Genomic DNA, 24,051 nt, shown 5'->3' with positions numbered 1-24,051 from the left:
CTGGATCCCGGCTTTCGCCGGGATGACGGTTGAGAGGGCGCGCTCCAGCGACCCGCCCTCACAACTTCCCGAACTTCTCCTCGAACCCGGCGATGTCGTTCGAGGCCAGCAGCCCGGCCTGCTCGATCCAGCGGTCGCGGCCCAGGCGGCCCTGGAAGTCGCCGAGCTTGGCGTCGAGCGCGTCGGCGTCCTCGGGGCTGAGCGCGGCGATCTGCGCGAAGCTGGTCACGCCGACGCTGTTGAGCCGCTCGGCGAGCCGCGGGCCGACGCCCTTCATCCGGGTGAGGTCGTCCGAAGCAGCAACCGGCGCGGCCGCGGGTTCAGGCTCGACTTCCGCCACGGGGGGCTCGGGCTCCGGCGCAACCTCGGCCACCACCGGCTCGGGCTCGGCTTCGGCCACCGGTTCCCCCTCGGGCGCTTCGCCCTCGGCAGCGACGGCCGGCTCGTTGATCGCTTCCTCGATGCCCGCGGGACCGGCGTCGACCGGCGCAGCCTCGGGGTTGGGCGCTTCCTCGAGCGGCGCAGGCTCGGCCTCGCGCGCCGGCGCACCTTCGAGCGCGACGGGCTCAGGCTCAGGCTCGGGCGCAACGACGGCAACGGGCTCCAACTCGGGCGCGACCTCCGCGACCGGCTCGGGCTCAGGGGCGACTTCGACCGCTTCGTCGGGCGCAGCCACGACATCGGCGACGGGTTCGGGTTCCGGGGCAGCCTCCGCGACCGGCTCAGGCTCCGGCACCGTCTCAACGACGGGCTCAGGCTCGGGCGCCACTTCGGCGACCGGCTCAGGCTCGGGCGCGACCTCCGCGACCGGCTCGGGCTCGGGAGCAACCGCGGCCACCGGCTCGGCGGGCGGCAGCGCCTCGTCGAACTTCTCGGCCAGGATCTGCACCGGCGCGGGCGGCGGCGGGGTGATCGGCCGCGCGGCGGGCGTCTCCGCCTCGACGCTCTCGGCCTCGCCATACTGCGCTTCCTCGGCCGCTTCGCGCGCGCGGCGCGCCGAGACGGCGCTGATCCACACCATCAGCACCAGCAGGATCAGCACGCCGGCGCCGATCACCACGGTCCCCAGCGTCAGATATTGCGGCGCACCCGGATACAGCGGGTTCTGCAGTTGCTCCATCATCGCGCCCTCCCAGCGCTATGCTGCGATCCTAGACCGCAATTGCATAGCGCCGGATCGCCCAGCGTCCAGCTATTCCCGCGCGCTCACGCGGGGCGATTGTGCATCTGCGAGACGGACCAGCGCGCCGAATTCGCTCCGCCAATAGTCGGCGGACTGCGGCGCGAGCCTGGAGATCTGGGAATAGCTGAACCCGTTCAGATACTTGTCCCCGCGCAGCCGCTGTCCGAACGCCGCCACCGACGTGACGAACGCCATGTCGCCCCTGGGCGCCGCCGCGCTTGCGATCAGCGAGGCCGGGACGGGGCGCTCGATCAGCTTGGAGGCACCGCCCTCGGGCGCCTTGTAGCGCAGCTTGACGAAGGCGAGCTCGCTCCCCGTGCCGCCCGAGGCCTCGGCGCGGTTGCCCTCGTAGCGCCGCTCGGACAGCCAGCCATGCGCGTTCGCCGGCACGATCTCATAGAGCGCGGTCACCTGGTGCCCCGCGCCGATGTCGCCGGCGTCGACCGCGTCGTTGTTGAAATCCTCCTCGGCGAGCGCGCGGTTCTCATAGCCGATCAGCCGATATTCCTTCACCTGCGCGGGGTTGAACTCGACCTGGATCTTCACGTCCTTGGCGATGGTGAAGAGCGTCGCCGAAAGCTCGTCGTCGAGCACCTTCTTCGCTTCCTGGGCGGTGTCGATATAGGCATAGTTGCCGTTGCCGACGTCGGCGATGCGCTCCATCATCGCTTCGTTGTAATTGCCTTCGCCGAAGCCGAGCGTCGTCAGCGTGATCCCGCTCTCGCGCTCCTTCTTCACCATTTCCTGCAGCGTCTTGTTGTCGCTGACACCGACGTTGAAGTCGCCGTCGGTGGCGAGGATGATGCGGTTGATCCCGTCCTTCTGGAAGTTCGCCCGCGCGATCGCATAGGCAAGCTGGATGCCCTCGCCGCCCGCGGTCGACCCGCCCGCGTCGAGGCAGGAGATCGCCGCCTTGACATAGTCCTTGTTGCTCGTCGGCTCGAGCACCACGCCGGCCGCGCCCGCATAGACGACGATCGACACGCGGTCCCTGGGCGTCAGCCGGTCGGCGAGCAGGGTCAGCGCCTTCTTGACCAGCGGCAGCTTGTCGGGCTCGTCCATCGATCCCGAGACGTCGACCAGGAAGACGAGGTTGGCCGGCGGCCGGCCGCTCGCGTCGACATCATAGCCGCGCAGGCCGATCCGCATCAGCCGCGTCTCGGGGTTCCACGGCGTCAGCGCCACGTCGGTGGTGATGCTGAACGGCACGTCGCGCGAGCTGGGCCGCGGATAATCGTAGCGGAAATAGTTGATCATCTCCTCGGTGCGCACCGCTTCGGGCGGCACGGCCTGGCCCTCGTTGAGGAAGCGGCGGACATTGGCATAGCCGCCGGTGTCGACATCGACCGAGAAGGTCGAGACCGGCTGCGACGCGACGGCCTGGATCGAAGCGACGTCCTTGCCTTCGTAGCGCTCGGTGTTGTCGGTCGCGCCATAGGGCGCGATGCCGCCGTTGCCGGCGACCAGTCCGGTCGGGGTGGCTGCCTTGGCATTGCCGCCGCTGAAGTGGTTGACCGAAACGCCCGGCACGCGCTGGAGCGCTTCGGTCACGTTCCGGTCGGGCAGCGCGCCGACGTCCTGCGCGGTGATCGAATCGACCACGACTACCCCATTGGGCGAGGTCTGCGGCGCCTGCTGGCGGACGCCGGTGACCACGACTTCGCTCGGAGGCGGGGGAGGCGGCGGCGGCGGCGCGGGCATCGGCGGCGGAGCGTAGAGGGGCATCCCGCCGGACCGGTAGCGGCCGCGGTCGTCGTCGCTTCGCGTGCATCGCACCGGCGAATGCTGGCGGTCCTGCGCTGCGGCGCCGGGGCGCGGCGCAGCGGGCAGCGGCGGCGGCGCGGCGGAGGTGATCAGCACGGCGGTGGTGGCGAGCAGGATCGCGGAACGCGGCATGTCGGTTCTCCCCTAGGCCGGGCGGTTTTTCCGCCCTCGTTTCGCGAGTGTCGCGATTCGAACCTTAGCCGGGGATGAACGAGATATAATGTATCATGAACCTTCGCGCGCCACTTCGCGCCAGCCGATGTCGCGCCGGCAGAAGCCGGTGGGGAAGTCGATCGCGTCGACCTGGGCATAGGCCGCCGCCTGCGCCGCGCGCACGTCGGGCCCGACGCCGACCGCCGCGAGCACGCGCCCGCCGCTCGCCACCAGCGTCCCGCCCTCCAGCCGCGTGCCCGCCTGGAACACCGCCGGCGCGTGCGCCACGCCCTGGATCGCCCCGCCGGTCTCGGGCGTGCCCGGATAGCCCTTCGCCGCCATCACCACGCACAGCGCGGTGTCCGCCGAGAAGACCGGCTCGCCCTTCCCGCCCAGCGTCCCCTTGTCGGCCGCGAGCATCCACTCGAACAGATCGCCTTCCAGCCGCGCCATCAGCACCTGGCATTCGGGATCGCCGAAGCGCGCGTTATACTCGATCAGCTTGGGCCCCTGTTTGGTCAGCATCAGCCCGGCGTAGAGCACCCCCGAATAGGGCGCGCCCTGCCGCGCCAGCGCCTCGATCGTCGGCCGCACGATCGTCTCGATCGCCTCGCGCTCGAGCGCCGGGGTCAGCACCCGCGCCGGGCTGTAGGCGCCCATCCCGCCTGTGTTGGGGCCGGTGTCGCCATCGCCCACGCGCTTGTGGTCCTGCGCCGAGCCGAAGGGGACGAGGTGCGTCCCGTCGGTCAGCACGAACAGGCTCGCTTCCTCGCCTTCGAGGAATTCCTCGATCACCGCGCTCGCCCCGGCCTCGGCGAAGATCGCGCGCACCGCTTCCTCGGCCTCTTCATGCGACATCGCCACCGTCACGCCCTTGCCCGCGGCGAGCCCGTCGGCCTTGACCACCACCGGCAGGTCGAAGTCCTCGAGCGCCGCCAGCGCCCCGTCGAGGCTCTCGACCCGCTGATAGCCCGCGGTCGGGATCTTCTCGCGCGCGCACAGGTCCTTGGTGAAGCCCTTCGACCCCTCGAGCTGCGCCGGCAGCCGATTGGGCCCGAACACGCCGACGCCCATCGTCCGGAGGTTGTCGGCCAGCCCCGCGACCAGCGGCGCCTCGGGCCCGATCACCACGAAGCCGATCGAGTGGCGCAGGCAGAAATCGATCACCGCGCGATGGTCGGCGATGTCGATCGCTACCAATTCGGCATGCTCGCCGATCCCGGGATTGCCCGGCGCCGCCCACAGCTTTTCGATTCGGCCCGATTGCGCCAGCTTCCACGCCAGCGCATGTTCGCGGCCTCCCGATCCGAGCAGCAGAACGTTCATGGCCGACCCCTTCGATGACGCAGTTTCGCCGCGGCTGGTAGCCGAGCCGGTGGCGGGGGACAACGCCGCGCCGTGGAGCGTCTCCGAACTGTCGCAGCGACTGAAGCGGATGGTCGAGACCGAGTTCGGCCATGTCCGCCTGCGCGGCGAGATCTCGGGCTGGAAGCGCGCCGCCTCGGGCCACGCCTATCTCACCCTCAAGGACGCCGACGCGGTGATCGACGGGGTGATCTGGCGCGGCGCCGCGGCCGCCCTGCCCTTCCAGCCGCAGGACGGCCTCGAAGTCGTCGCCACCGGCAAGCTCACCACCTATCCCGGCCGCAGCAAATACCAGATCGTCATCGAGCGGATGGAGCTCGCCGGCGAAGGCCAGCTGATGGCGCTGCTCGAGAAGCTCAAGGCGAAGCTGGCGAGCGAAGGCCTGTTCGACCGCGAGCGCAAGCGCGCCCTGCCCTTCATGCCGCGCACCATCGGCGTGATCACGTCGCCCACGGGTGCCGTGATCCGCGACATCCTCCACCGGCTCGAGGACCGCTGCCCGACGCATGTCGTGGTCTGGCCCGTCCAGGTCCAGGGCGAAGGCGCCGCCGGCCAGGTCGCCGCGGCGATCCGCGGGTTCGATGCGATCCGGCCCGGCGGCCCGGTGCCGCGCCCCGACCTGCTGATCGTCGCGCGCGGCGGCGGCTCGATCGAGGACCTCTGGGCGTTCAACGAGGAAGTCGTCGTCCGCGCGATCGCCGAGTGCAGCATCCCGCTGATCTCCGCGGTCGGCCACGAGACCGACACCAGCCTCTCGGACTTCGCCGCCGACCTGCGCGCACCCACCCCCACCGCCGCCGCCGAGATCGCGGTCCCCGTCCTCGCGGAACTCCGCAACAATATCGCCTCGCTTTCGCTGCGCAGCGAGCGCTGCGCGCGCCGCTACCATGAGCGCGCCCGCGAGCGGCTCGACGCGCTCGTCCGCGTCCTGCCCCGCCGCGACGCGCTGCTCGGGCCCCAGCGCCAGAAGCTCGACGACCTCGGCGCCCGCCTCGGCCTCGGGCTGGAGCGCCGCGTCGCCCGCTCGCGCGCCGAGCTCGACCGCGCCGCCGGCGCGCTCCGCCCGGCGATGCTCGGCCAGCGCCTCGCCGCCGCCCGGGCACGCCTCGAGGCCGTGGGCAAGCACCTCGACCTCGTCCACCCCAAGGCGCCGCTCCAGCGCGGCTATGCCTGGGTCGAGGGGCGCGCCACCGGCAAGGTCGTCGCCACGGCGGCCGAGGCGCGCGCCGCCGTCTCGATTCGGCTCCAGTTCAGGGATGGTACGGTAGACGCGAAGGTTGAGCGCGCGGGCGGCAAATCCTATGCTGATCCAGCGCCCGAACAGGGCAGCCTGTTATAGGCGTCGAGAAGAAGGTCGTCGTGCCATGCTGATGTCGAATTCCGCCCGCGCCGCGCGGCTCCACTATATGGCCAACGGCTTCCGCGTGCTGACGCCCGGCGACCATGTCGTCTGCGCACTCACCGGCGAGCGCATCCCGCTCGACGAGCTGCGCTACTGGAGCGTCGAGCGCCAGCAGCCCTATGCGAGTGCCGCGGTCGCCGCCAAGGCGATGCACGGGGCATGAGCCTGGTCCTTCGCGCGTCCCTGGGCGCGCTCGCGGTCGTGATGCTCGGCACCGCGGTCGCGCCCTCGCTCGGCCAGGGACCCCAGGCCGCTCCCCGCCAGGCGCAGCAGCGCACTGCCAGCGGCTTCAGCTTCACCGGCCCGATGATCCAGGGCGGCATGGTGATCGGCACCGCGCCCAGGGGCACGGGCATGGTCGCGTTCAACGGCGCCTCGATCCCGATCACGCCCGACGGCCGCTTCGTCATCGCCTTCGATCGCGACGCCGGCCCCACCGCCGAGCTGGTCGCGACGCTCGGCAACGGCACCCAGCGCCGCGAGACGCTCACCATCGCCAAGCGCGCCTGGGACATCTCCAGGCTCGATACCTTGCCCAAGGTCCCCGTGCCCCAGGCGCAGTACGACAAGGTCCGCCCCGGCGAAGTCGCGCTGATCAACGCCGCGCGCGGCATGCAGACCGACGCGCAGGGCTGGAAGCAGAGCTTCCTCTGGCCCGTCACCGGCCGCATCTCGACGCTGTTCGGCTCGCAGCGCATCTACAAGAACGGCGAGGCGGGCAGCTATCACTCGGGCGTCGACATCGCGCGGCCCACCGGCACGGTGGTGCTCGCGCCCGCAGACGGCGTGGTGATCCTGGCGGCCGACCATCCCTTCACGCTCGAGGGCAACCTGCTGATGATCGACCACGGCATGGGGCTGAACAGCGCCTTCATGCACCTCTCGCGCATCGACGTGAAGCTCGGCGCGCATGTGAAGCGCGGCCAGCCGATCGGGCTCGTCGGGATGAGCGGCCGCGCCACCGGCCCGCATCTCCACTGGGGGATGAAGTGGCGCGATTCGCGTATCGACCCCCTCCTAATCGCAGGACCGATGCCCGTCGCCGATTGACGCGAATCGCAATTTTCGCGCGGCCGCCGCAACCTTTTGAAACCTTCGCGCGTTGGCCGCGCGTGGGCATGCCGCGCCGCCGCATCGTTCAGTTCACGCGGGCCACCCGGATGCCGATCGCGCCCTGGAAGCTGGCGAAGAAGCTGCCCATCGAGCCCTTGCGGATCGTCACCTTCCGGCCTGGCCGGACGCCGACGAGCGGCCGGTCGTCCGTCTGTACCCAGCGCGCGCCGTCGGCGATCGTGAAGAAGGCGCGCCCGTCCGATCGCGTGTCGAAGGCAGCGACGGTCGATTCGACCTCGTCGACTTCGTCCTTGTCCTCGCCGAACAGCTTGATCTTGGGCAGCGCGAAGCCGAACACCGACTTGCGTGCCTGGCGCACCTGCTCCTTGTCGACGATCACCACATCCTTCTTCTGCTCGGCTTCTTCGAGCGCGGCGACGCTATTGTCGTAGCAGGCGAGCCGCTCCGCCGCTTCCGCGATCTTGCGGCAATCCACCACGCGCTCGAACTGCTTCGAACGCTCTTGTGCAACTGCGGGAAGCGCCAGCAGCATCAACGGTAGCGCTAACAACCATTTCGGCATCATTTTCCGTCCCCTTTCGCGGGCTCGAACGCCCGGTTCGGCCTTGTCAAGCGAATCATTGTTGCAAATGGGCTACAGGTTTTTTTCCAATTTTGCACCGCAGCGGTATTGCGATTTACACGGTATCGCCGGCCATGCTTCTCTTTTCCCATCCGGCGCTGATGCGCCGCGAGTTCAGGGAAAGGACGTTCCATGAAGAAGAATATGGCAGGGTATCTGCGGCGAAGCGCCGCGCCGATCGCGATCGGCGTAGCGCTCATCGCCTCGCCCGCCTTCGCGCAGGACGAGCAGTTGCCTGCAACCGATCAGGCCAGCTCCGACCAGGGCTCCGAAATCGTCGTCACGGGTTCGCGCATCCCGCAGCCGAACCTCGAGGGCACTGCCCCGGTGACCGTCGTCAGCGCCCAGGACATCAAGCTCCAGGGCACGACCCGCGTCGAAGACATGCTCAACTCGCTGCCGGCGGTCTTCGCCAGCCAGGCCTCGACGCTCGCCAACGGCGCGGACGGCACGGCCTCGGTCGATCTTCGCGGCCTCGGCACCACCCGCACGCTGAGCCTGGTCAACGGCCGCCGCCTGCTGCCGGGCGATCCGAGCCCGACCAGCGGCTCGGCCGCCGACATCAACATCATCCCGGCCTCGATCCTGAAGCGCGTCGAAGTGCTGACGGGCGGCGCCTCGTCGACCTATGGTGCCGACGCCGTCGCCGGCGTCGTCAACTTCATCATCGACAAGGACTTCACCGGCATCCGCGTGGACGGCCAGTACAGCCTCTACCAGCATACCAACAACGACACCTTCCTGACTCCGCTGCTCGACGCGCGCCAGAAGGCCGGCTTCAAGGGCTTCGACTATCCGAGCGGCAGCGTCGCCGACGGCGGCACCGTCGATGCGACGATCTCGCTCGGCACTGCGTTCGACGACGACCGTGGCCATGCGCTGGCCTATTTCGGCTATCGCAAGGTCAAGGCGATCACCCAGGCCCGTCGCGACTACAGCGCCTGCGTGCTGCAGAACGGCGGCTCCGGCGCCAACCAGTGCGGCGGTTCGGCGACCTCGGACAACGGCAACGTGTTCCTGTGGGATCTCAACCGCAGCACGGCCTCCTCGACGGTCTACACCTTCGCGCCGGGCGGCGGCTTCGTCGGCGGCTCGGTCTCGCGCTACAATTTCGCGCCGACCAACTATTACCAGCGCCCCGACGAGCGCTACACCGCCGGCTTCTTCGCGGACTATGAGATCAACGACGCGATCAAGCCCTATGCCGAGTTCATGTTCATGGACGATCGCACGCTGGCGCAGATCGCGCCGTCGGGCGACTTCGGCAACACGCTGACGATCAACTGCGACAACCCGCTGATGTCGACGACGCAGCGGAACGTCGCCTGCAACAGCGACAACCTGATCAACGGCTTCCTCGGCACCTTCCCGCTCGCCGCGGGCGCAGTCTACAATGACGGCACCAGCGGCACGCCGGGCCATGCCGCGCCGCCGCTGGTCTTCACCGATTCGCTCGGCCGCACCTACAACCAGGGCTATTTCCAGCTCCTGCGCCGCAACGTCGAGGGCGGTCCGCGCATCTCCGACCTGCAGCACACCAGCTTCCGCGGCGTGATCGGCACCAAGGGCGATCTCGGCAAGAGCTGGTCGTACGACGCCTACTACCAGTACGGCCGCGTCGAATACAGCCAGGTCTATTCGAACGAATTCTCGGTCGCCCGCCTCAACCGCGCGCTCAATGCGGTCGACGAGGGCCTCGAGCGGACGGGCGTGGCCAACGGCCATATCGTCTGCCGCTCGGTGATCGACGGTTCGGACCCGACCTGCGTGCCGTACAACGTCTTCGCCGGTGCCGGCGGCGCCAGCGCGGCGTCGGTCGCCTATCTCTCGGCGACCGGCTTCCAGAAGGGCACGACCTCCGAGCAGATCGCCAGCGCGAGCGTCACCGGGCTTCTCGGCGACTATGGCGTGAAATCGCCCTGGGCCGACGATGGCGTGGCGGTGAACCTCGGCGTCGAATACCGCAAGGAGTCGCTGGACCTCCAGACCGACAACGCCTTCTCGACCGGCGATCTCACCGGCCAGGGCGGTGCGACGCTGCCGCTTTCGGGCAGCTTCAAGGTCTTCGAGTTCTTCGGCGAAGCACAGGTGCCGATCGTCCACAACAGCTTCATCTACGATCTGTCGCTGAACGCCGGCTATCGCCGCTCCTCCTACGACACGAGCGTCGGCAAGAGCTACGATACCGACACGTGGAAGATCGGGGTCGACTTCGCGCCGATCCGCGACATCCGCTTCCGCGGCGCGTACAACCGGGCGGCGCGTGCGCCGAACATCCAGGAGCTGTTCGCCACGCCCACGGTCGGCCTCAACGGGTCGAGCGATCCGTGCGCCGGACATCCCATCGATCCGTCGAGCAACCAGGGCGACTATGGCTGCGTCGCGCAGGGTCTGCACGTCGGCCAGGGCACCGCTTCCAATCCGGCCGCGCAGTACAACGGCCTGATCGGCGGCAATCCGAACCTCACGCCGGAAATCGCGACCACCAAGACGGTGGGCGTGGTGCTCCAGCCGTCGTTCATCCCGGGTCTCTCGGTCACGGTCGATTACTTCGACATCAAGATCAAGGACACGATCAGCTCGACCAGCCAGGACGCGGTGCTCGCGGACTGCTCGGCCAAGGCGACCGCGACGTTCACGCCCTATTCGTGCTCGCTCATCCATCGCGATGCGGCGGGTTCGCTGTGGCTGACGCCGACCGGCTACGTCGACAGCATCCCGACCAACCTCGGCTCGGTGCAGACCAAGGGCATCGAGGTCGCCGGCAACTATTCGATGGGGATCGGCAGCCTCGGCAAGCTCTCGCTGAGCATGAACGGCACCTATCTGAAGGAGTATAAGGTCGATAACGGCGTCACCGACATCTACGATTGCGCCGGCCTCTACGGCCCCACCTGCAGCGCGGGCGGGACCACGGCCGGCGGCGCGCCGCTGCCCAAGTGGCGGCACAAGGCGCGTGCGACCTTCCAGATGGACAATGGCGTCGGCGTGTCGCTCCAGTGGCGCTACATCGGCAGCGTCAACGCCGAGACGCTGGAGACCAACGAGTCGCTCTATGGCGGCATCCACAACAACTTCGGGCCCGGCCTGCACATCAAGTCGTACAGCTACTTCGACCTGGCGACGACGATGAACCTGGGCTCGCACTACACGTTCCGGCTCGGCGTCAACAACATCCTCGACAAGCAACCCCCCTACGTGACCTCAGGCGGCACGTTCGGAGCGGACGGCAAGCCGATCCCGAGCCTGTGCCCGACGGGCCCGTGCAACGGCAACACCTACCCGGCGACCTACGACGCGCTGGGCCGGTACCTCTATGCCGGCGTGACGCTCGACTTCTGAGCCCACACCGCAAAGGGAAACGAAGGGGCGGCGGCTTTCGGGCTCGCCGCCCCTTTTTTGTCCGCCCCGCATCGCGCGGGCCAACCATGGCTTGCGTCGGGCGCGGCAAGCGGTCCAGACTATCGGGGTGGCAAGCCTTTCCATGAACGAACCCGATACCGGCGCGATCCTGCGCGAGGCGCTGCGGGCCGCCCAGTCGGGCGATCCCGGCCGCGCGCGGAGCATCGCCGAGGCCGGCCTGGTCCGCGGCGGCGATCCGGCGGCGCTCAACGCCTTCCTCGGCATGATCCATGCGCGCATGGGGGATCCGCGAGGCGCGATCGCGCATCTGCGCGCCGCGCACGCGCATCGTCCCGACGACATCACCATCGCCTGCAACCTGATCGCCGCGCTGATCGAGACAGGGGCGTCGGAAGACGTGCTCGCGATCGCGACGCGCGAGCGTGCGCTGGCCGATGCGTCGCTACGCCTCGCGCGCTACCGCGGCTTCGTCGCGCAGACGCTCGAGCGCTTCGACGAGGCAGTCGAGGCCTATGAGCATGTCGTCGAGCGATCGCCGGGCGACTTCGAATCATGGAACAACCTGGGCAACGCGCGCTCGGCCACCGGCGACCTCGCGGGCGCCGTCGCGGCGCTCGAGCGCGCGGTCGAGCTCGATCCCCAGGCGCCGCCGACCCGCCTCAATCTTGCCGAGGCGCTCCGTGCGGCCGGCCGCGCCGAGGAAGCCGAAGCCGTGCTGCGCCGCGCCGCCGCCGACTTCCCCGACGATCCGCGGCCGCTGATGGATCTCTATGTCCAGTTCAAGCTCGACTGGCGGCAGGACGACGTCCTGCCCGTGCTCGAAGCCGCAGCGGCGCGCGATGCGGACAATCCGGACCTGCAGCTCAAGCTCGGCGTCGAATATGGTTTCGCGCATCGCATCCCGGAATCGCGCGCCGCCTTCGATCGCGCGATCGCGCTCGATCCGCTGCTGACCGACGCCTATCTCGGGCTCGCGATCCAATATGAGCACACCAACCGCGAGGACCTGTTCGCGCCGCTGATCGAGCGCGCCGAGGCCAATGGCGTGGCCGAGGGCGCGCTCGCCTTCCTGCGCGCGCTCGAGCACCGCCGCGCCAAGCGGTTCGAGGAGGGGCTCGCCAGCCTCGCGCTGGTCCCCGCCGACATCGAGCCGCAGCGCAGCGTCCATATCCGCGCGACGCTGCTCGACCGGTTGGGCCGCACCGACGAGGCCTTCTCCGCCTTCGCCGAAGCGAACCGCCTCCACCAGGAGAATCCCAGCGAGCCGCTGCGCCGCGCCGAGGAACTGCGCAGCGAACTCGAGGGCGAGTTGCGCATCATGACGCCCGCGTGGCGCGCCGGCTGGTCCGCCGACGCGCCGACCGGATTGCGCGACCCCGTGTTCCTCGTCGGCTTTCCCCGTTCGGGCACCACCTTGCTCGACACGATCCTGATGGGCCACCCCGGCACGACCGTGCTCGAGGAAGAGCCGCCGCTGTACGACGCCGAACGCGCGATCGGCGGCACGGCGGCGCTGCCGTCGCTCGATCCCGTCCAGCTCGACGCGGGCCGCGCGCGTTATTTCGAGGAAGTCGGCGGGATCGTCGACCATGATCCGGCGCGCCTCCTCGTCGACAAGTCGCCGCTCTTCCTCAACAAGGTGCCGGTCATCCACCGGCTCTTCCCCAATGCGCGCTTCATCCTCGCGCTCCGCCATCCGTGCGACGTGCTGCTCAGCTGCTTCATGAGCAACTTCCGCCTCAACAATGCGATGGCGAATTTCCTTCGGCTCGAGGATGCTGCGGCCTTCTACGACCTCACCTTCCACCATTGGGAGCGGGCGCGCAGCCTGTTCCCCATCCGGGTCCACACGATCGTCTACGAACGGCTGGTCGAGGACGTCGAGGCCGAGGTCCGCCCGCTGTTCGACTTCCTCGAACTCGACTGGCGCCCCGAAGCGCTCGAGCACACGCGAACCGCCAAGGCGCGCGGGCTGATCACCACCGCCAGCTATTCGCAAGTCACCGAGCCGATCTACAGGCGCGCCGCCGGCCGCTGGATGCGCTATCGCAGCCATCTCGAACCCGTGCTGCCGACCCTTGCGCCCTGGGTCGAGAAATTCGGCTATTCGCTTTGAGCGCAGCCGCGCTCGTCGCCGAGGCCGATCGTGCCGCGGCGGCGCGGGATTTCCGCCGCGCCCAGGCGCTGCTGCTCGAGGCGGCCGCGGCCGCGCCGGGCGAATTCCCGGTCTGGATGCGGCTTGCGGGCGTGAACCGCGCGCTGGGCCAGCCGCGTGCCGCGCTCGACGCGGTGCATCGCGCGCTTCGTCTCCAGCCGCTTGACTTTGCCGCGCTCCTGCTGCGCGCGAGCCTGCTCGAGCGGCTCGAGCCCGGCAGCGCGGGCGAGGCCTGGGGCGAAGCGCTGGCGCAGCGGCCCCCGGGCGCGCTGCCGCCGCAATTCGCATCGGTGGTCGCCGAGGCCGAACAACGCCACGCTGCCTGGCTCGGCGCGCGCGAGGCGCAATTCGCCGCGGCCACGGCAGCTGCGGAAGCGGCAGCGGACGACGAGGGCCGCGAGCGCATCGCACGCTTCCGTTCGAACGCGCTCCGCCGCACCCGCGTCTACCACAGCGAGCCGACGCACTTCCATTTCCCCGGCCTCGTCGAGCGCGAATTCCATCCGCGCAGCCGCTTCCCCTGGCTCGCCGAGCTCGAGGCCGCCACCGATGCGATCGCCGCCGAGTTCGAGGCGCTGCTTGCCGCCGAGCGCGCCGAGCTGGTGCCCTATATCCAATATCCCGACCACGCGCCGCTGCGGCAATGGGAACCGCTCAACCACAACAGGGACTGGTCGGCGCTCCACCTGCTCAGCCACGGCGCGCGCGTCGAAGCCAATGCCCGCCACACGCCGCGGACGCTCGCGCTGCTCGAGCGGATCGGCCAGCCGGCGATCCCCGGTGCCTCGCCCAATGCCATGTTCTCGCTGCTCGCGCCGGGCGCGCATATCCCGGCGCACGTCGGCGTGAACAACGCGCGGCTGGTCTGCCACCTGCCGCTGGTCGTGCCGCCGGGGTGCTGGTTCCGCGTCGGCGCCGAGACGCGCCTCTGGGAGCGCGGGGAGGCCTTCGTGTTCGACGATACGATCGAGCATGAAGCGATGAATCCAAGCGAGCAGCTGCGCACCGTCTTCATCTTCGACGTCTGGCATCCGGACCTCGGCCCCGTCGAGCGCGACGCCGTCGCCGCGCTGATCGCCACCGATGCAGGCGCGCCCGCGAGCGGGCTGTGAGCGCCGATCCGGAGACGCTCGCGCAGGAAGCGCTGCGCAGCGGCGACGAGAGCCGCGCCCTCCCCATCCTCGCCGAGGCGGCCGCCCGGACGAACAGCGCGCGGCTCTGGCAATGGACCGGGCTGCTCGCGCGCTCGCTCGAGCGGCATCGCATCGCGCTCGACGCCTTCCAGCGCGCCGCCCGGCTCGCGCCGAACGATGCGAAGATCGCCCAGGGGCACGCCCATGTCGCGCTCGAGGCCGGCGTGCCCGCGCTCGTGCTCTACGACCATGCGGTGGCCCTCGCGCCTGGCGACGGCGAGATCCGCTTCGGCCGTGCCGCCGCCCAGCTCGCTGCGGGCGAGGCCGATCGGGCGCTCGCCGACCTCGACGCGCTGAGCGCTGCCAATCCGCTGTGGATCGAGGGCCATGCCAAGCTCGCGCAGCTGCGCTGGATGATGGGCGAGCGCGAGACGGCACTCGCCGGCTTCGAGCGCGCGCTCGCGGCGCATCCGCATGAGCCGCGGCTCTGGGAAGCGCTGATCGGCACGCTCGCCCTGGCCGAGCTCCATGCCGAAGCCAAGGCCGCGATCGCCCGTGCGCGTGCGGCGATCCCGGCCTCGCCGCTGCTCGACCTCCAGGAGGCGACCGCGCTGTCCGAGCTCGGCGAGACCGACGCCGCCGAGCCGCTGTTCGAAAGCCTCGCGCGCTTCGACGAGATCGGCGTCGCGATCCGCCGCGTGCGCCATTTGCTGCGCACAAATCGTGCGGAATCGGCCGTGCCGCTGATCGAGCGCTGGCTCGGCGACGAGCACGCCGCGCAGATCTGGCCCTATGCGGCGCTCGCCTGGCGGCTCGCCGGCGACGCGCGCCACGACTGGCTCGAGGGCGATCCGCGGCTGGTCTCGGTAATCGACCTGACGCCGCAGCTCCCGCCGCTCGATCGCCTCGCCCAAGTCCTGCGCGGGCTCCACCAGGCGCGCGGCCAGCATCTCGACCAGTCGGTGCGTGGCGGCACCCAGACCGACGGCCCGCTCTTCTGCCGGACCGAGCCCGAGATCGAAGCGCTGCGCGCCGCGGTGGTCTCCGCGGTCGAGGCGCACATCGCCCAGCTTCCCCCGCCCGATCCGCGCCACCCCATCCTTGCGACGCGCCGCGACCGGCCGGTGCGCTTCTCGGGCAGCTGGTCGGTGCGGCTCGCGGGCGGCGGGCATCATGCCGCGCACGTCCATCCGCTCGGCTGGTTCAGCTCCGCGCTCTACGTCGCGCTGCCCCCGGCGACGGGCGGCGAGCGCGAGGCGGGCTGGCTCACGCTCGGCGCCCCGCGCGAGGACCTGGGGCTCGACCTGCCGCCGACGCGCAGGATCGAGCCCAAGCCGGGCCGCCTCGTCCTCTTTCCCTCGACGCTATGGCACGGCACCGTGCCGTTCGAGGCCGGCGAGCGGCTCACCGTCGCCTTCGACGTCGCGCCGCCGCGCTGATCCGTCCGATCGGGCCCCGCATCGCACCATCGTGCGACATGCCCCTTGGCAATCACGCCTTTCCGAGCGCAGACTGGCGCGATCCAGCCCATGCCAAGGGGATTCGCCCAATGCCTCTCACTGTCCGTGCCGCGCTGCTTCCGATGCTCGCACTGGCGCTCGCCATGCCCGCCGCCGCGCAGGACAGCAACAGCGCGTCGAAGAAGCGCAAGCCGCTCGATCCGAACGAGACCGTCTGCAAGACCGAGGACGTTCTCGGCAGCCGCCTCGCCAAACGCCGCACCTGCATGACGCGCGCGCAATGGGCCGAGCGCCAGCACAACGACCGCGAGCTCGTCGAGAAGACTCAGACGCAGCAATGCACCGCCATGGGCGGGACCTGCGGCGCGAATTGACCGCGTCCGGGCCGGGATCGCTCCCGGCCCTTCGCGCTTTTACGAGACCGACAGGCTCAGCGACCCGTCGCCTTCGCCGACGGTGACGGTGGACCCGTCCTTCACGTCGCCGCGCAGGATCATGTCCGCCAGCGGATCCTGCAGATAGCGCTGCACGGCCCTCTTCAAGGGTCTCGCGCCATAGACCGGGTCATAGCCCACCCGTCCCAGCCACGCCCGCGCCGCATCGGTCAGCACGATCGTGATCTTGCGGTCCTTGAGCAGCTTGCTCACGCGGCCGACCTGGATGTCGACGATCGGCGCCATATGGTCCTGGCCCAGCCGGTGGAACAGGATGATCTCGTCCAGGCGGTTCAGGAACTCGGGCCGGAAATGCGCCCGCACCACGTCCATCACCTGCGGCTCGACGGTCGACACGTCCTGCCCGTCGGGAAGGTTCGCGAGGTACTGCGAGCCGAGGTTCGAGGTCAGGATCACGATCGTGTTCGAGAAGTCGACCGTGCGGCCCTGGCCATCGGTCAGCCGCCCGTCGTCGAGCACCTGGAGCAGCACGTTGAACACGTCGCCATGCGCCTTCTCGACTTCGTCGAACAGCACGACCTGGTACGGCCGCCGCCGCACCGCTTCGGTGAGCACGCCGCCTTCCTCATAGCCGACATAGCCCGGCGGCGCGCCGATCAGCCGCGCGACCGCGTGCTTCTCCATGAACTCGCTCATGTCGATGCGCACCATCGCATTGGGATCGTCGAACAGGAATTCGGCGAGCGCCTTGGTCAGCTCGGTCTTGCCGACACCCGTCGGCCCCAGGAACAGGAACGAGCCGAGCGGCCGGTTCGGGTCCTGCAGGCCGGCGCGTGAGCGGCGCACCGCGGTCGACACTGCCTTCACCGCGTCGGCCTGGCCGATGACGCGCTTTCCGAGCACTTCCTCCATGGCGAGGAGCTTCTCGCGCTCGCCTTCCATCATCTTGTCGACCGGGATGCCCGTCCAGCGGCTCACCACGCCGGCGATGTCGTCGCTGGTCACTTCCTCGCGCAGCATCGCGCCCTTGGACTCGCCCTGCGCTTCCTCGAGCTGCCGGGTGAGCTGCGGGATCACCCCGTAGGAAAGCTCGCCCGCGCGCGCGAGGTTGCCCAGCCGCTGCGCCTGGTCGAGCTCGAGCTTCGCCGCGTCGAGCTGCGTCTTGAGCCCGGCCTCGGCGTGGATCTTCTCCTTCTCCGCCTGCCAGCGCTGGGTGAGCTCGGCCGACTGCTGCTCGAGGTTGGCGAGATCGCCTTCGAGCGTCGCCAGCCGGTCCTTCGACGCGGTGTCGGTCTCCTTCTTCAGTGCCTCGCGCTCGATCTTGAGCTGGATGATCCGCCGGTCGAGGTTCTCGATCTCCTCGGGCTTGCTCTCCACTTCCATGCGGATGCGCGAGGCCGCCTCGTCCATCAGGTCGATCGCCTTGTCGGGCAGGAAGCGATCGGTGATGTAGCGGTTCGACAGCGTCGCCGCCGAGACGATCGCCGCGTCGGTGATCCGCACGCCGTGGTGCAGCTCATATTTTTCCTTGAGCCCGCGCAGGATCGAGATCGTGTCCTCGACCGTCGGCTCGCCGACGAACACCGGCTGGAAGCGCCGCTGCAGCGCGGGGTCCTTCTCGACATATTTGCGATATTCGTCGAGCGTGGTCGCGCCGATGCAATGGAGCTCGCCGCGCGCGAGCGCAGGCTTGAGCAGGTTGGACGCGTCCATCGCCCCGTCGGTCTTGCCGGCGCCGATCAGCGTGTGCATCTCGTCGATGAACAGGATGATGTCGCCCTCGGCGCCCTTCACTTCGTCGAGCACGCCCTTCAGCCGCTCCTCGAATTCGCCGCGGTACTTCGCGCCCGCGATCAGGCTGCCCATGTCGAGCGCCATCAGCGTGCGGTCCTTCAGCGTGTCGGGCACGTCGCCATAGGCGATGCGCAGCGCCAGGCCCTCGGCGATCGCGGTCTTGCCGACGCCGGGCTCGCCGATCAGCACCGGATTGTTCTTGGTGCGCCGCGCGAGGATCTGGATCGTGCGGCGGATCTCCTCGTCGCGCCCGATGACGGGATCGAGCTTGCCGTCCTTCGCCGCCTGGGTGAGGTCGCGCGCGAACTTCTTGAGCGCATCGTAGCGGTCTTCGGCGCCGGCGGTGTCCGCGGTGCGCCCGCCACGCAGCTTCTCGATCGCGGCATTGAGCTCCTGCGCGGTCACGCCCGCCGCGGCGAGCGCCTTGGCGGCGTTGGTCTGGCTCGCGAGCACCAGTGCGAGCAGCAGCCGCTCGACAGTGACATAGCTGTCACCCGCCTTGGCGGCGACCTGCTCGGCCTGGTCAAGCACGCGCACGCTGTCGTTGTCGAGCCCGGGCGACTGCTGCGCGCCGCCGCCCGACACCGCCGGGATGCGCGCCAGCGCCGCATCGGTCTCGCTGACGGCGCGCTTGGCGTCGCCGCCCGCTGCCTGGATCAGCCCGGCCGCCATGCCCTGCTCGTCCTCGAGCAGCGCCTTGAGGATGTGCTCGGGCGTGATCCGCTGGTGGTTCATCCGGATCGCGACCGTGAGCGCCGACTGGAGGAAGCCCTTGGCGCGGTCGGTGAATTTCTCGAGGTTCATACTTGTCCCTGTAGTCCTTGCGACGCCGAGATAGTGTTGCACAACGGCAACACAAGTCCCGCAATCCATCCGAAGCCGTAACATTCCGGCGCGGCTTCCGGCTCCCCGGTCGCAGCGCCGCGGGGCGCGTCAAATTGCCGTCACGGGACCGTAGCCGTTCCGCCATGGAAACAGCGCCATGCTGCAATGCACACCGGCTAGCCGCCCCGCCTGACGAGCGTTTCGCTCGCCGTTCCAAAGGGGATTCTCCATGCGTATTTTCGCCGCCTGCCTCCTTGCGGGCGCCTCGCTCCTCGCGACCGCAGCCTATGCCGCGCCCGACGCCGACACGACTGCCGCCGACGCGCCCGCTGCCCACGAGAATACCGAGATCGTCGTGATCGGCCGCGGCGAATCGCGCCAGGTCCAGCGCCTCGGCAACGAGGACATCGCCGAGCTCGCCGCGGGCACCAGCCCGTTGAAGGCGATCGAGAAGCTGCCCAGCGTCAACTTCCAGGGCGCGGACCCGTTCGGCGCCTATGAATGGGCCGAGCGCATCTCGATCCGCGGCTTCAACCAGAACCAGCTCGGCTTCACGCTCGACGGCATCCCGCTCGGCGACGCGACCTATGGCAACGTCAACGGCCTGCACATCAGCCGCGCGATCACCAGCGAGAACGTCGGCGAGGTCCGCGTCTCGCAGGGCGCAGGCTCGATCGGCACCCAGGCGACCAACAACCTCGGCGGCACGCTCGAATTCTTCTCGCGCGATCCCGAGGCCGAGATGGGCGCGCAGCTCAACGCCACTTATGGCAGCGACCACACCGTGCGCCTCTACGGCCGCTTCGACACCGGCCTGGTGAACGGCGACGGCCCCGGCGCCTGGGTCTCCTATGTCCATTCGAACATGGACAAGTGGAAGGGCGTCGGCGAGCAGCGCACCGACCAGGTCAACGCCAAGGCGGTGATCCCCGCCGGCCCCGTCCGCTTCGTCGGCACGATCGCCTGGTCGGACCGCCACGAGAACGACTATCAGGACATGTCGCTCGGCATGATCAAGCGGCTCGGCTCGGACTGGGACAATATCTCGGGCGACTATAAGCTCGCGGTGCTGGTCGCCGACGTGGCCAACAACCGCGGCGACACCGGCGCACCGGTCTCGAACGCCGCTGCGGGCACCGTCTATCCGACTCCCTTCGCCACCGTCGACGACGCCTATTTCGACGCCGCTGGCCTCCGCCGCGACTGGCTCGGCTCGTTCGGCGTGGAGAGCGACAAGGGCGCCACCATCCACTACAGCCTCAAGGGCTATTTCCACGACAACCACGGCCAGGGCCTGTGGTACACGCCGTACGTGCCCAGCCCCGGCGGCACCTCGCCGATCTCGATCCGCACCACCGAATACGACATCGACCGCAAGGGCGTGTTCGGCGACATCGGCGGCAGCTTCGGCTTCAACGAGCTGACCGTCGGCGCCTGGTACGAGAACAACGACTTCCGCCAGGCGCGGCGCTTCTACGCGCTGAACAGCCGCGGCGCGCCCGACCGGTTTAGCCTGGACTTCCAGGAGAACCCCTTCGCGACGCAGTGGGACTTCCGGTATAATACCAAGACCGTCCAATATTATGTCGAGGACAAGCTGACCTTCGGCGACCTCGTCGTGAACCTCGGCTGGAAGGGCTTCGACGTCCGCAACTCGGCGGACCCGATCGTCGCGGGCGGGCTCGCCTCGGGCAAGATCAAGGTGACCGACTGGTTCCAGCCGCACGCGGGCTTCGCCTATACGATCGCGCCCGGCGCCGAGCTGTTCGGCGGCTTCACCCAGGTGACGCGCGCCTTCGTCTCCTCGGCGACCACCGGCCCGTTCGCGACCACCCAGGCGGGCTTCGACGCGCTCGGCAACCTGAAGCCCGAGAGCTCGGATACCTATGAGCTGGGCGGCCGCTTCCGCCGGGGCCCGTTCAATGGCCTGCTCGCCGGCTATTACGCCGACTTCCAGAACCGCCTGCTCGCCCAGACCACGGGTGCCGGCATCGTCGGCAATCCGGCGATCCTGCAGAACGTCGGCTCGGTGCGCTCGTGGGGCATCGAAGCCGCGGGCGAGGCCAGGCTCGGCTACGGCTTCACCGCCTATGCCTCGTACAGCTACAACGACTCGACCTATCGTGACGACGTGTTCAACAGCGTCGGCGCGCTGATCGCGCACACCAAGGGCAAGACCGTGGTCGACGCCCCCAAGCACCTGCTCAAGGGCGAGCTGGGCTATGAGGGCGAGCGCTTCTTCGGCCGCGTCGGCGGCAACTACATGTCGAAGCGCTACTTCACCTATGAGAACGACCAGTCGGTCGCCGGCCGGGTGATCTTCGACGCGACGGTGGGCGTGAAGCTCGATCTCGGCGGCCGCAAGTTCGAGCTGCAGGGCAACGCGACCAACCTGTTCGACAAGCATTATGTGTCGACGATCGGCACCAACGGCTTCGGCAACAAGGGCGACAACCAGACGCTGATGGTCGGCGCGCCGCAGCAGTTCTTCATCACGCTCAAGGCCGGGATCTGAACCGCCACGGGAAGCGCCGCCACGCGCCTCCCCCCTCGTCATCCCGGCCGGGCGCCGGGCCCCGGAGCCGCATGTGGGACAGCGTGTGGCTCCGGGATGGCGCCCGGCCGGGATGACATTTTACTTGGGGACCCGATCGACTAGGCTGGCGCAAAACCCGAGGGGAGGCGCATGGTCATCACCGCCGCATTGCTGGCGCTGGCGTTGCAAGGGACGCCGCCGATGGTACGCATCGAGCTGTCCCCCGATTGCGTGGCCCGCATCGATGGCCAACCCCTCGACGATGCCGAGATTGTCGCCCGCGCACGCCACTGGCAGGCCGATCATCGCTGGATCGGGCTTATCGGCAGCGTCGATACACCCTATAAATGCGTCGGCGGGCTGATCAGCCGCATCCAGCGGGCCGGCTTCACCGGCTCGATCGGCTTCATCGCCGAACCGGGGCCGCCAGGGATCGTCCATCTCAACATTCCCTCCGGCCGTTGCGCGGTCGAGGTAAACGGCAAGCGCACCGATCTCGACGAGTTCGCCGCGACGGCGAAGACCTGGTCCGGCACCCAGCCCGAAATTCATCTCCAGGCGTCGCCCGAGGCCAGCTTTCGCTGCGTCGATCGCGTCCTGAACGTGCTCAGGGAAAGCCACCTCCAGAGGCTCGGCTTCGTCGGCAACGAACAATATGTCGCCACCGGCCCCGAGGAGCCTAAGCCATGAAATGGGTCCGCCGGATCGGCCTCGGACTGCTCGTCCTCGTCACGCTGGTCGCGATCGGCCTCGCGACTTGGGAGCCCTTGCTCGCCACCCGCGCCGCGCCGCCGCCTGCCCATAAATACGACGTCGAGATCGTCCGCGACCGCTTTGGCGTGCCCCACATCTTCGGGCGTACCGACCCCGACGTCGCCTATGGCATCGCCTATGCCGAGGCCGAGGACGATTTCCCGACGATGCAGGAAGTGCTCGCGATGACGCGCGGGCGGCTCGGCGCGATGACCGGGGCGGACGGCGCCAAGGCCGACTTCGTCCTTGCCTGGACCGGCGCCCGCGCCACCGTCGCGCGCGACTACGCCAAACAGCCCGCCGACATCCGCCGCCTGCTCGACGGCTATGCCGCCGGCCTCAACCGCTATGCCGAGACGCACCCCGCCGAGATCCGCCTCGCCAAGCTCTTCCCGGTGAACGGCGAGGACGTCGCGACCGGCTTCGTCGTCCGCTCGCCCTTCTTCTTCGGGCTCGACCAGGTGCTCGGCGCGCTCAGCGCGAACAAGCCGCTGCCGGTCGAATCGGCCGGCCCCGCGCCCGACGCGCCCAACGTCACCCCGCTCGGCCCGGAACCCGGGCAGAGCGGCTCGAACGCCTTCGTCGTCGCACCGCGCCGCTCGGCCGACGGCGCGACGCGGCTCGTCTCCAACTCGCACCAGCCCTGGCGCGGCGCCGTCGCCTGGTACGAGCTGGTGGTGCAATCGGGCGAAGGCTGGCATTTCGCCGGCGCGACCTTCCCCGGCGCGCCCTATCCGCTGCTCGGCCACAACGAGAGCCTCGGCTGGACCAACACGGTCAACCGCCCCGACCTGATCGACGTCTACGAGCTCACCCTCAACCCCGCGCGCGATTCCTATCGCTACGACGGCCAGTGGCGGAAGCTCGAGGCGCACACCGTCTGGCTGCCGGTCAGGCTCTGGGGGCCCTTCACCCTCCCCGTGCCGCGGACGGTCTATCGCGCGGTCCAGGGCCCGGCGATCGTCGACGCGCAAGGCGCCCATGCGATCCGCTATGCCGGCGCCGACCAGCTCCGCATGGTCGAGGAATATTTCCGCCTGAACAAGGCGCGCGACTTCGACGAATGGCAGCAGGCGCTGGCGATCCAGGGCGTGCCCGCCACCAACTTCCTCTACGCCGACAGGGCCGGCAACATCGCCTATTTCTACAATGCGATGTTCCCCAACCGCCAGCCGGGCTTCGACTATTCGAAGGTGCTGCCCGGCGACACGTCGAAGGATTTCGCGCCCGGCACCGTCCCGTGGATGAGCGTGCCGCGCAACATCAATCCGGCCTCGGGCTTCCTGATCAACGCCAACAACTCGCCCTATCAGGCCGCGGGCCAGGGCTCCGAAATCCCGCCGCAGCCGCCGCTGCTCGGGGTCGAGACCGACACCACCAACCGCGGCACGCGCGCGCTCGAGCTGATGGGCGCCGACGCGTCGATTTCGGACGCCGATCTCCACCGCATCAAGTTCGACAGCGGGGTGAGCCGGTTCAGTTACCTCGGCCGCTGGTACCAGGCGCTGCTCGCCGTCGATCCCAAGGGCGATCCGCTGCTCCGGAAGGCACATGCGCTGCTCGCGCAATGGGACTGGAGCTATGACGGCAAGGGCCCCGCCGACGCGCTCGCCTGGTCGATCCTGCGCGTCCCCAACCGCTGGCATTACGAGCGCAAGCCCGCGCCCGATCCGCGCACCGTGCTCGCCGAGGCGGCGGGCTATCTCCAGCAGCATTTCGGCCGGCTCGACCTGCCGCTGGGCGACCTGATCCGGCTCAAGCAGGGCAAGACCGACCTGCCACTCGACGGCGGCCCTGATTCGCTGCGCGCCGCGACCAGCTACGACGAGCTCCCCGACGGCCGCCTCGCGATCCGCCACGGCGACAGCTTCATCATGTTCGTGGCGTGGGACAAGGCGGGCCGGGTCTCGTCCGAATCGATCCAGCCCTTCGGCGCGGCGATCTCGCGGCCGAACTCGCCGCACTATACCGACCAGGCGAAGCTGTTCGTCGAGCACAGGCTCAAGCCGGTGTGGTTCGAGCGGGCGCAGCTGGCCGGGCATGTCGAGCGCAGCTACCGGCCGTAGCCTCGGGC

At 69.4% G+C, this 24,051-nt stretch carries 16 protein-coding genes; 11 read left to right on the top strand and 5 right to left on the bottom strand.

What is annotated here, in order from left to right:
• Positions 1-58 precede the first annotated feature (58 nt).
• From J7495_RS09535 to purD, 3 genes are all read right to left on the bottom strand, one after another.
• Positions 59-1,123 carry a helix-hairpin-helix domain-containing protein gene (locus J7495_RS09535; protein WP_294056249.1) on the bottom strand — a complete coding sequence of 355 codons (1,065 nt, stop codon included), beginning with the start codon at positions 1,121-1,123 and terminating at the stop codon, positions 59-61.
• A gap of 69 nt (positions 1,124-1,192) precedes the next feature.
• Positions 1,193-3,079 (bottom strand): VWA domain-containing protein, encoded by a 1,887-nt coding sequence (locus J7495_RS09530; RefSeq protein ID WP_294056248.1) that lies wholly within the window; start codon positions 3,077-3,079, stop codon positions 1,193-1,195.
• A gap of 93 nt (positions 3,080-3,172) precedes the next feature.
• Positions 3,173-4,426, bottom strand: a complete 1,254-nt coding sequence (gene purD / locus J7495_RS09525) for a phosphoribosylamine--glycine ligase (RefSeq protein ID WP_294056247.1) — start codon at positions 4,424-4,426, stop codon at positions 3,173-3,175.
• Here purD and xseA point away from each other — a divergent pair.
• Genes xseA through J7495_RS09510 form a run of 3 tightly spaced genes read left to right on the top strand, consistent with a single transcriptional unit; the run spans position 4,425 to position 6,917 of the window.
• Positions 4,425-5,804, top strand: coding sequence for an exodeoxyribonuclease VII large subunit (gene xseA / locus J7495_RS09520; RefSeq protein WP_294056246.1), 1,380 nt, complete (start codon positions 4,425-4,427; stop codon positions 5,802-5,804). The genes purD and xseA overlap by 2 nt on opposite strands.
• Positions 5,805-5,829: 25 nt before the next feature.
• Complete coding sequence (locus J7495_RS09515; RefSeq protein WP_294056245.1) at positions 5,830-6,030, top strand: DUF2093 domain-containing protein; 201 nt, start codon at positions 5,830-5,832, stop codon at positions 6,028-6,030.
• Positions 6,027-6,917 (top strand): M23 family metallopeptidase, encoded by an 891-nt coding sequence (locus tag J7495_RS09510; protein WP_294056244.1) that lies wholly within the window; start codon positions 6,027-6,029, stop codon positions 6,915-6,917. Before J7495_RS09515 ends, J7495_RS09510 begins: the two co-directional genes overlap by 4 nt.
• An 88-nt stretch (positions 6,918-7,005) precedes the next feature.
• On the opposite strand, the gene J7495_RS09505 is transcribed toward J7495_RS09510, so the two are convergent.
• Complete coding sequence (locus J7495_RS09505) at positions 7,006-7,473, bottom strand: hypothetical protein (protein WP_294056243.1); 468 nt, start codon at positions 7,471-7,473, stop codon at positions 7,006-7,008.
• Between the two features lie 222 nt (positions 7,474-7,695).
• Here J7495_RS09505 and J7495_RS09500 point away from each other — a divergent pair, with 222 nt between their 5' ends.
• The 5 genes from J7495_RS09500 to J7495_RS09480 all read left to right on the top strand — a co-directional run bounded on the left by J7495_RS09500 (position 7,696) and on the right by J7495_RS09480 (position 16,048).
• Positions 7,696-10,905 (top strand): TonB-dependent receptor, encoded by a 3,210-nt coding sequence (locus tag J7495_RS09500; protein ID WP_294056242.1) that lies wholly within the window; start codon positions 7,696-7,698, stop codon positions 10,903-10,905.
• Between the two features lie 127 nt (positions 10,906-11,032).
• Positions 11,033-13,042, top strand: a complete 2,010-nt coding sequence (locus J7495_RS09495) for a tetratricopeptide repeat-containing sulfotransferase family protein (protein ID WP_294056241.1) — start codon at positions 11,033-11,035, stop codon at positions 13,040-13,042.
• Complete coding sequence (locus J7495_RS09490; RefSeq protein WP_294056240.1) at positions 13,039-14,193, top strand: aspartyl/asparaginyl beta-hydroxylase domain-containing protein; 1,155 nt, start codon at positions 13,039-13,041, stop codon at positions 14,191-14,193. Before J7495_RS09495 ends, J7495_RS09490 begins: the two co-directional genes overlap by 4 nt.
• On the top strand, positions 14,190-15,653 hold the full coding sequence (locus tag J7495_RS09485; RefSeq protein ID WP_294056239.1) for a putative 2OG-Fe(II) oxygenase: 1,464 nt from the start codon (positions 14,190-14,192) through the stop codon (positions 15,651-15,653). Before J7495_RS09490 ends, J7495_RS09485 begins: the two co-directional genes overlap by 4 nt.
• A 110-nt stretch (positions 15,654-15,763) precedes the next feature.
• The gene (locus tag J7495_RS09480) at positions 15,764-16,048 is read left to right on the top strand and encodes a hypothetical protein (protein WP_294056238.1); all 285 of its coding nucleotides are present in this window, start codon (positions 15,764-15,766) and stop codon (positions 16,046-16,048) included.
• Between the two features lie 39 nt (positions 16,049-16,087).
• Here J7495_RS09480 and clpB read toward each other — a convergent pair whose 3' ends face one another.
• Positions 16,088-18,667, bottom strand: coding sequence for an ATP-dependent chaperone ClpB (gene clpB, locus J7495_RS09475; RefSeq protein WP_294056237.1), 2,580 nt, complete (start codon positions 18,665-18,667; stop codon positions 16,088-16,090).
• Positions 18,668-18,917: 250 nt separating this feature from the next.
• On the opposite strand from clpB, the gene J7495_RS09470 reads away from it, so the two are divergent.
• The 3 genes from J7495_RS09470 (at position 18,918) to J7495_RS09460 (ending at position 24,043) form a co-directional block, all read left to right on the top strand.
• The gene (locus J7495_RS09470) at positions 18,918-21,203 is read left to right on the top strand and encodes a TonB-dependent receptor (RefSeq protein ID WP_294056236.1); all 2,286 of its coding nucleotides are present in this window, start codon (positions 18,918-18,920) and stop codon (positions 21,201-21,203) included.
• 171 nt (positions 21,204-21,374) lie between these two features.
• Complete coding sequence (locus tag J7495_RS09465) at positions 21,375-21,914, top strand: hypothetical protein (RefSeq protein WP_294056235.1); 540 nt, start codon at positions 21,375-21,377, stop codon at positions 21,912-21,914.
• Positions 21,911-24,043 carry an acylase gene (locus J7495_RS09460; protein WP_294056234.1) on the top strand — a complete coding sequence of 711 codons (2,133 nt, stop codon included), beginning with the start codon at positions 21,911-21,913 and terminating at the stop codon, positions 24,041-24,043. The genes J7495_RS09465 and J7495_RS09460 overlap by 4 nt, the downstream gene beginning before the upstream one ends.
• Positions 24,044-24,051: the final 8 nt, after the last annotated feature.

Origin of the sequence: Sphingomonas sp., assembly GCF_017745215.1 — a bacterium.
GTDB lineage: Bacteria > Pseudomonadota > Alphaproteobacteria > Sphingomonadales > Sphingomonadaceae > Sphingomonas.
Note: the sequence above shows the minus strand (reverse complement) of the source record. Positions and strands in the feature narration are given on the sequence as shown.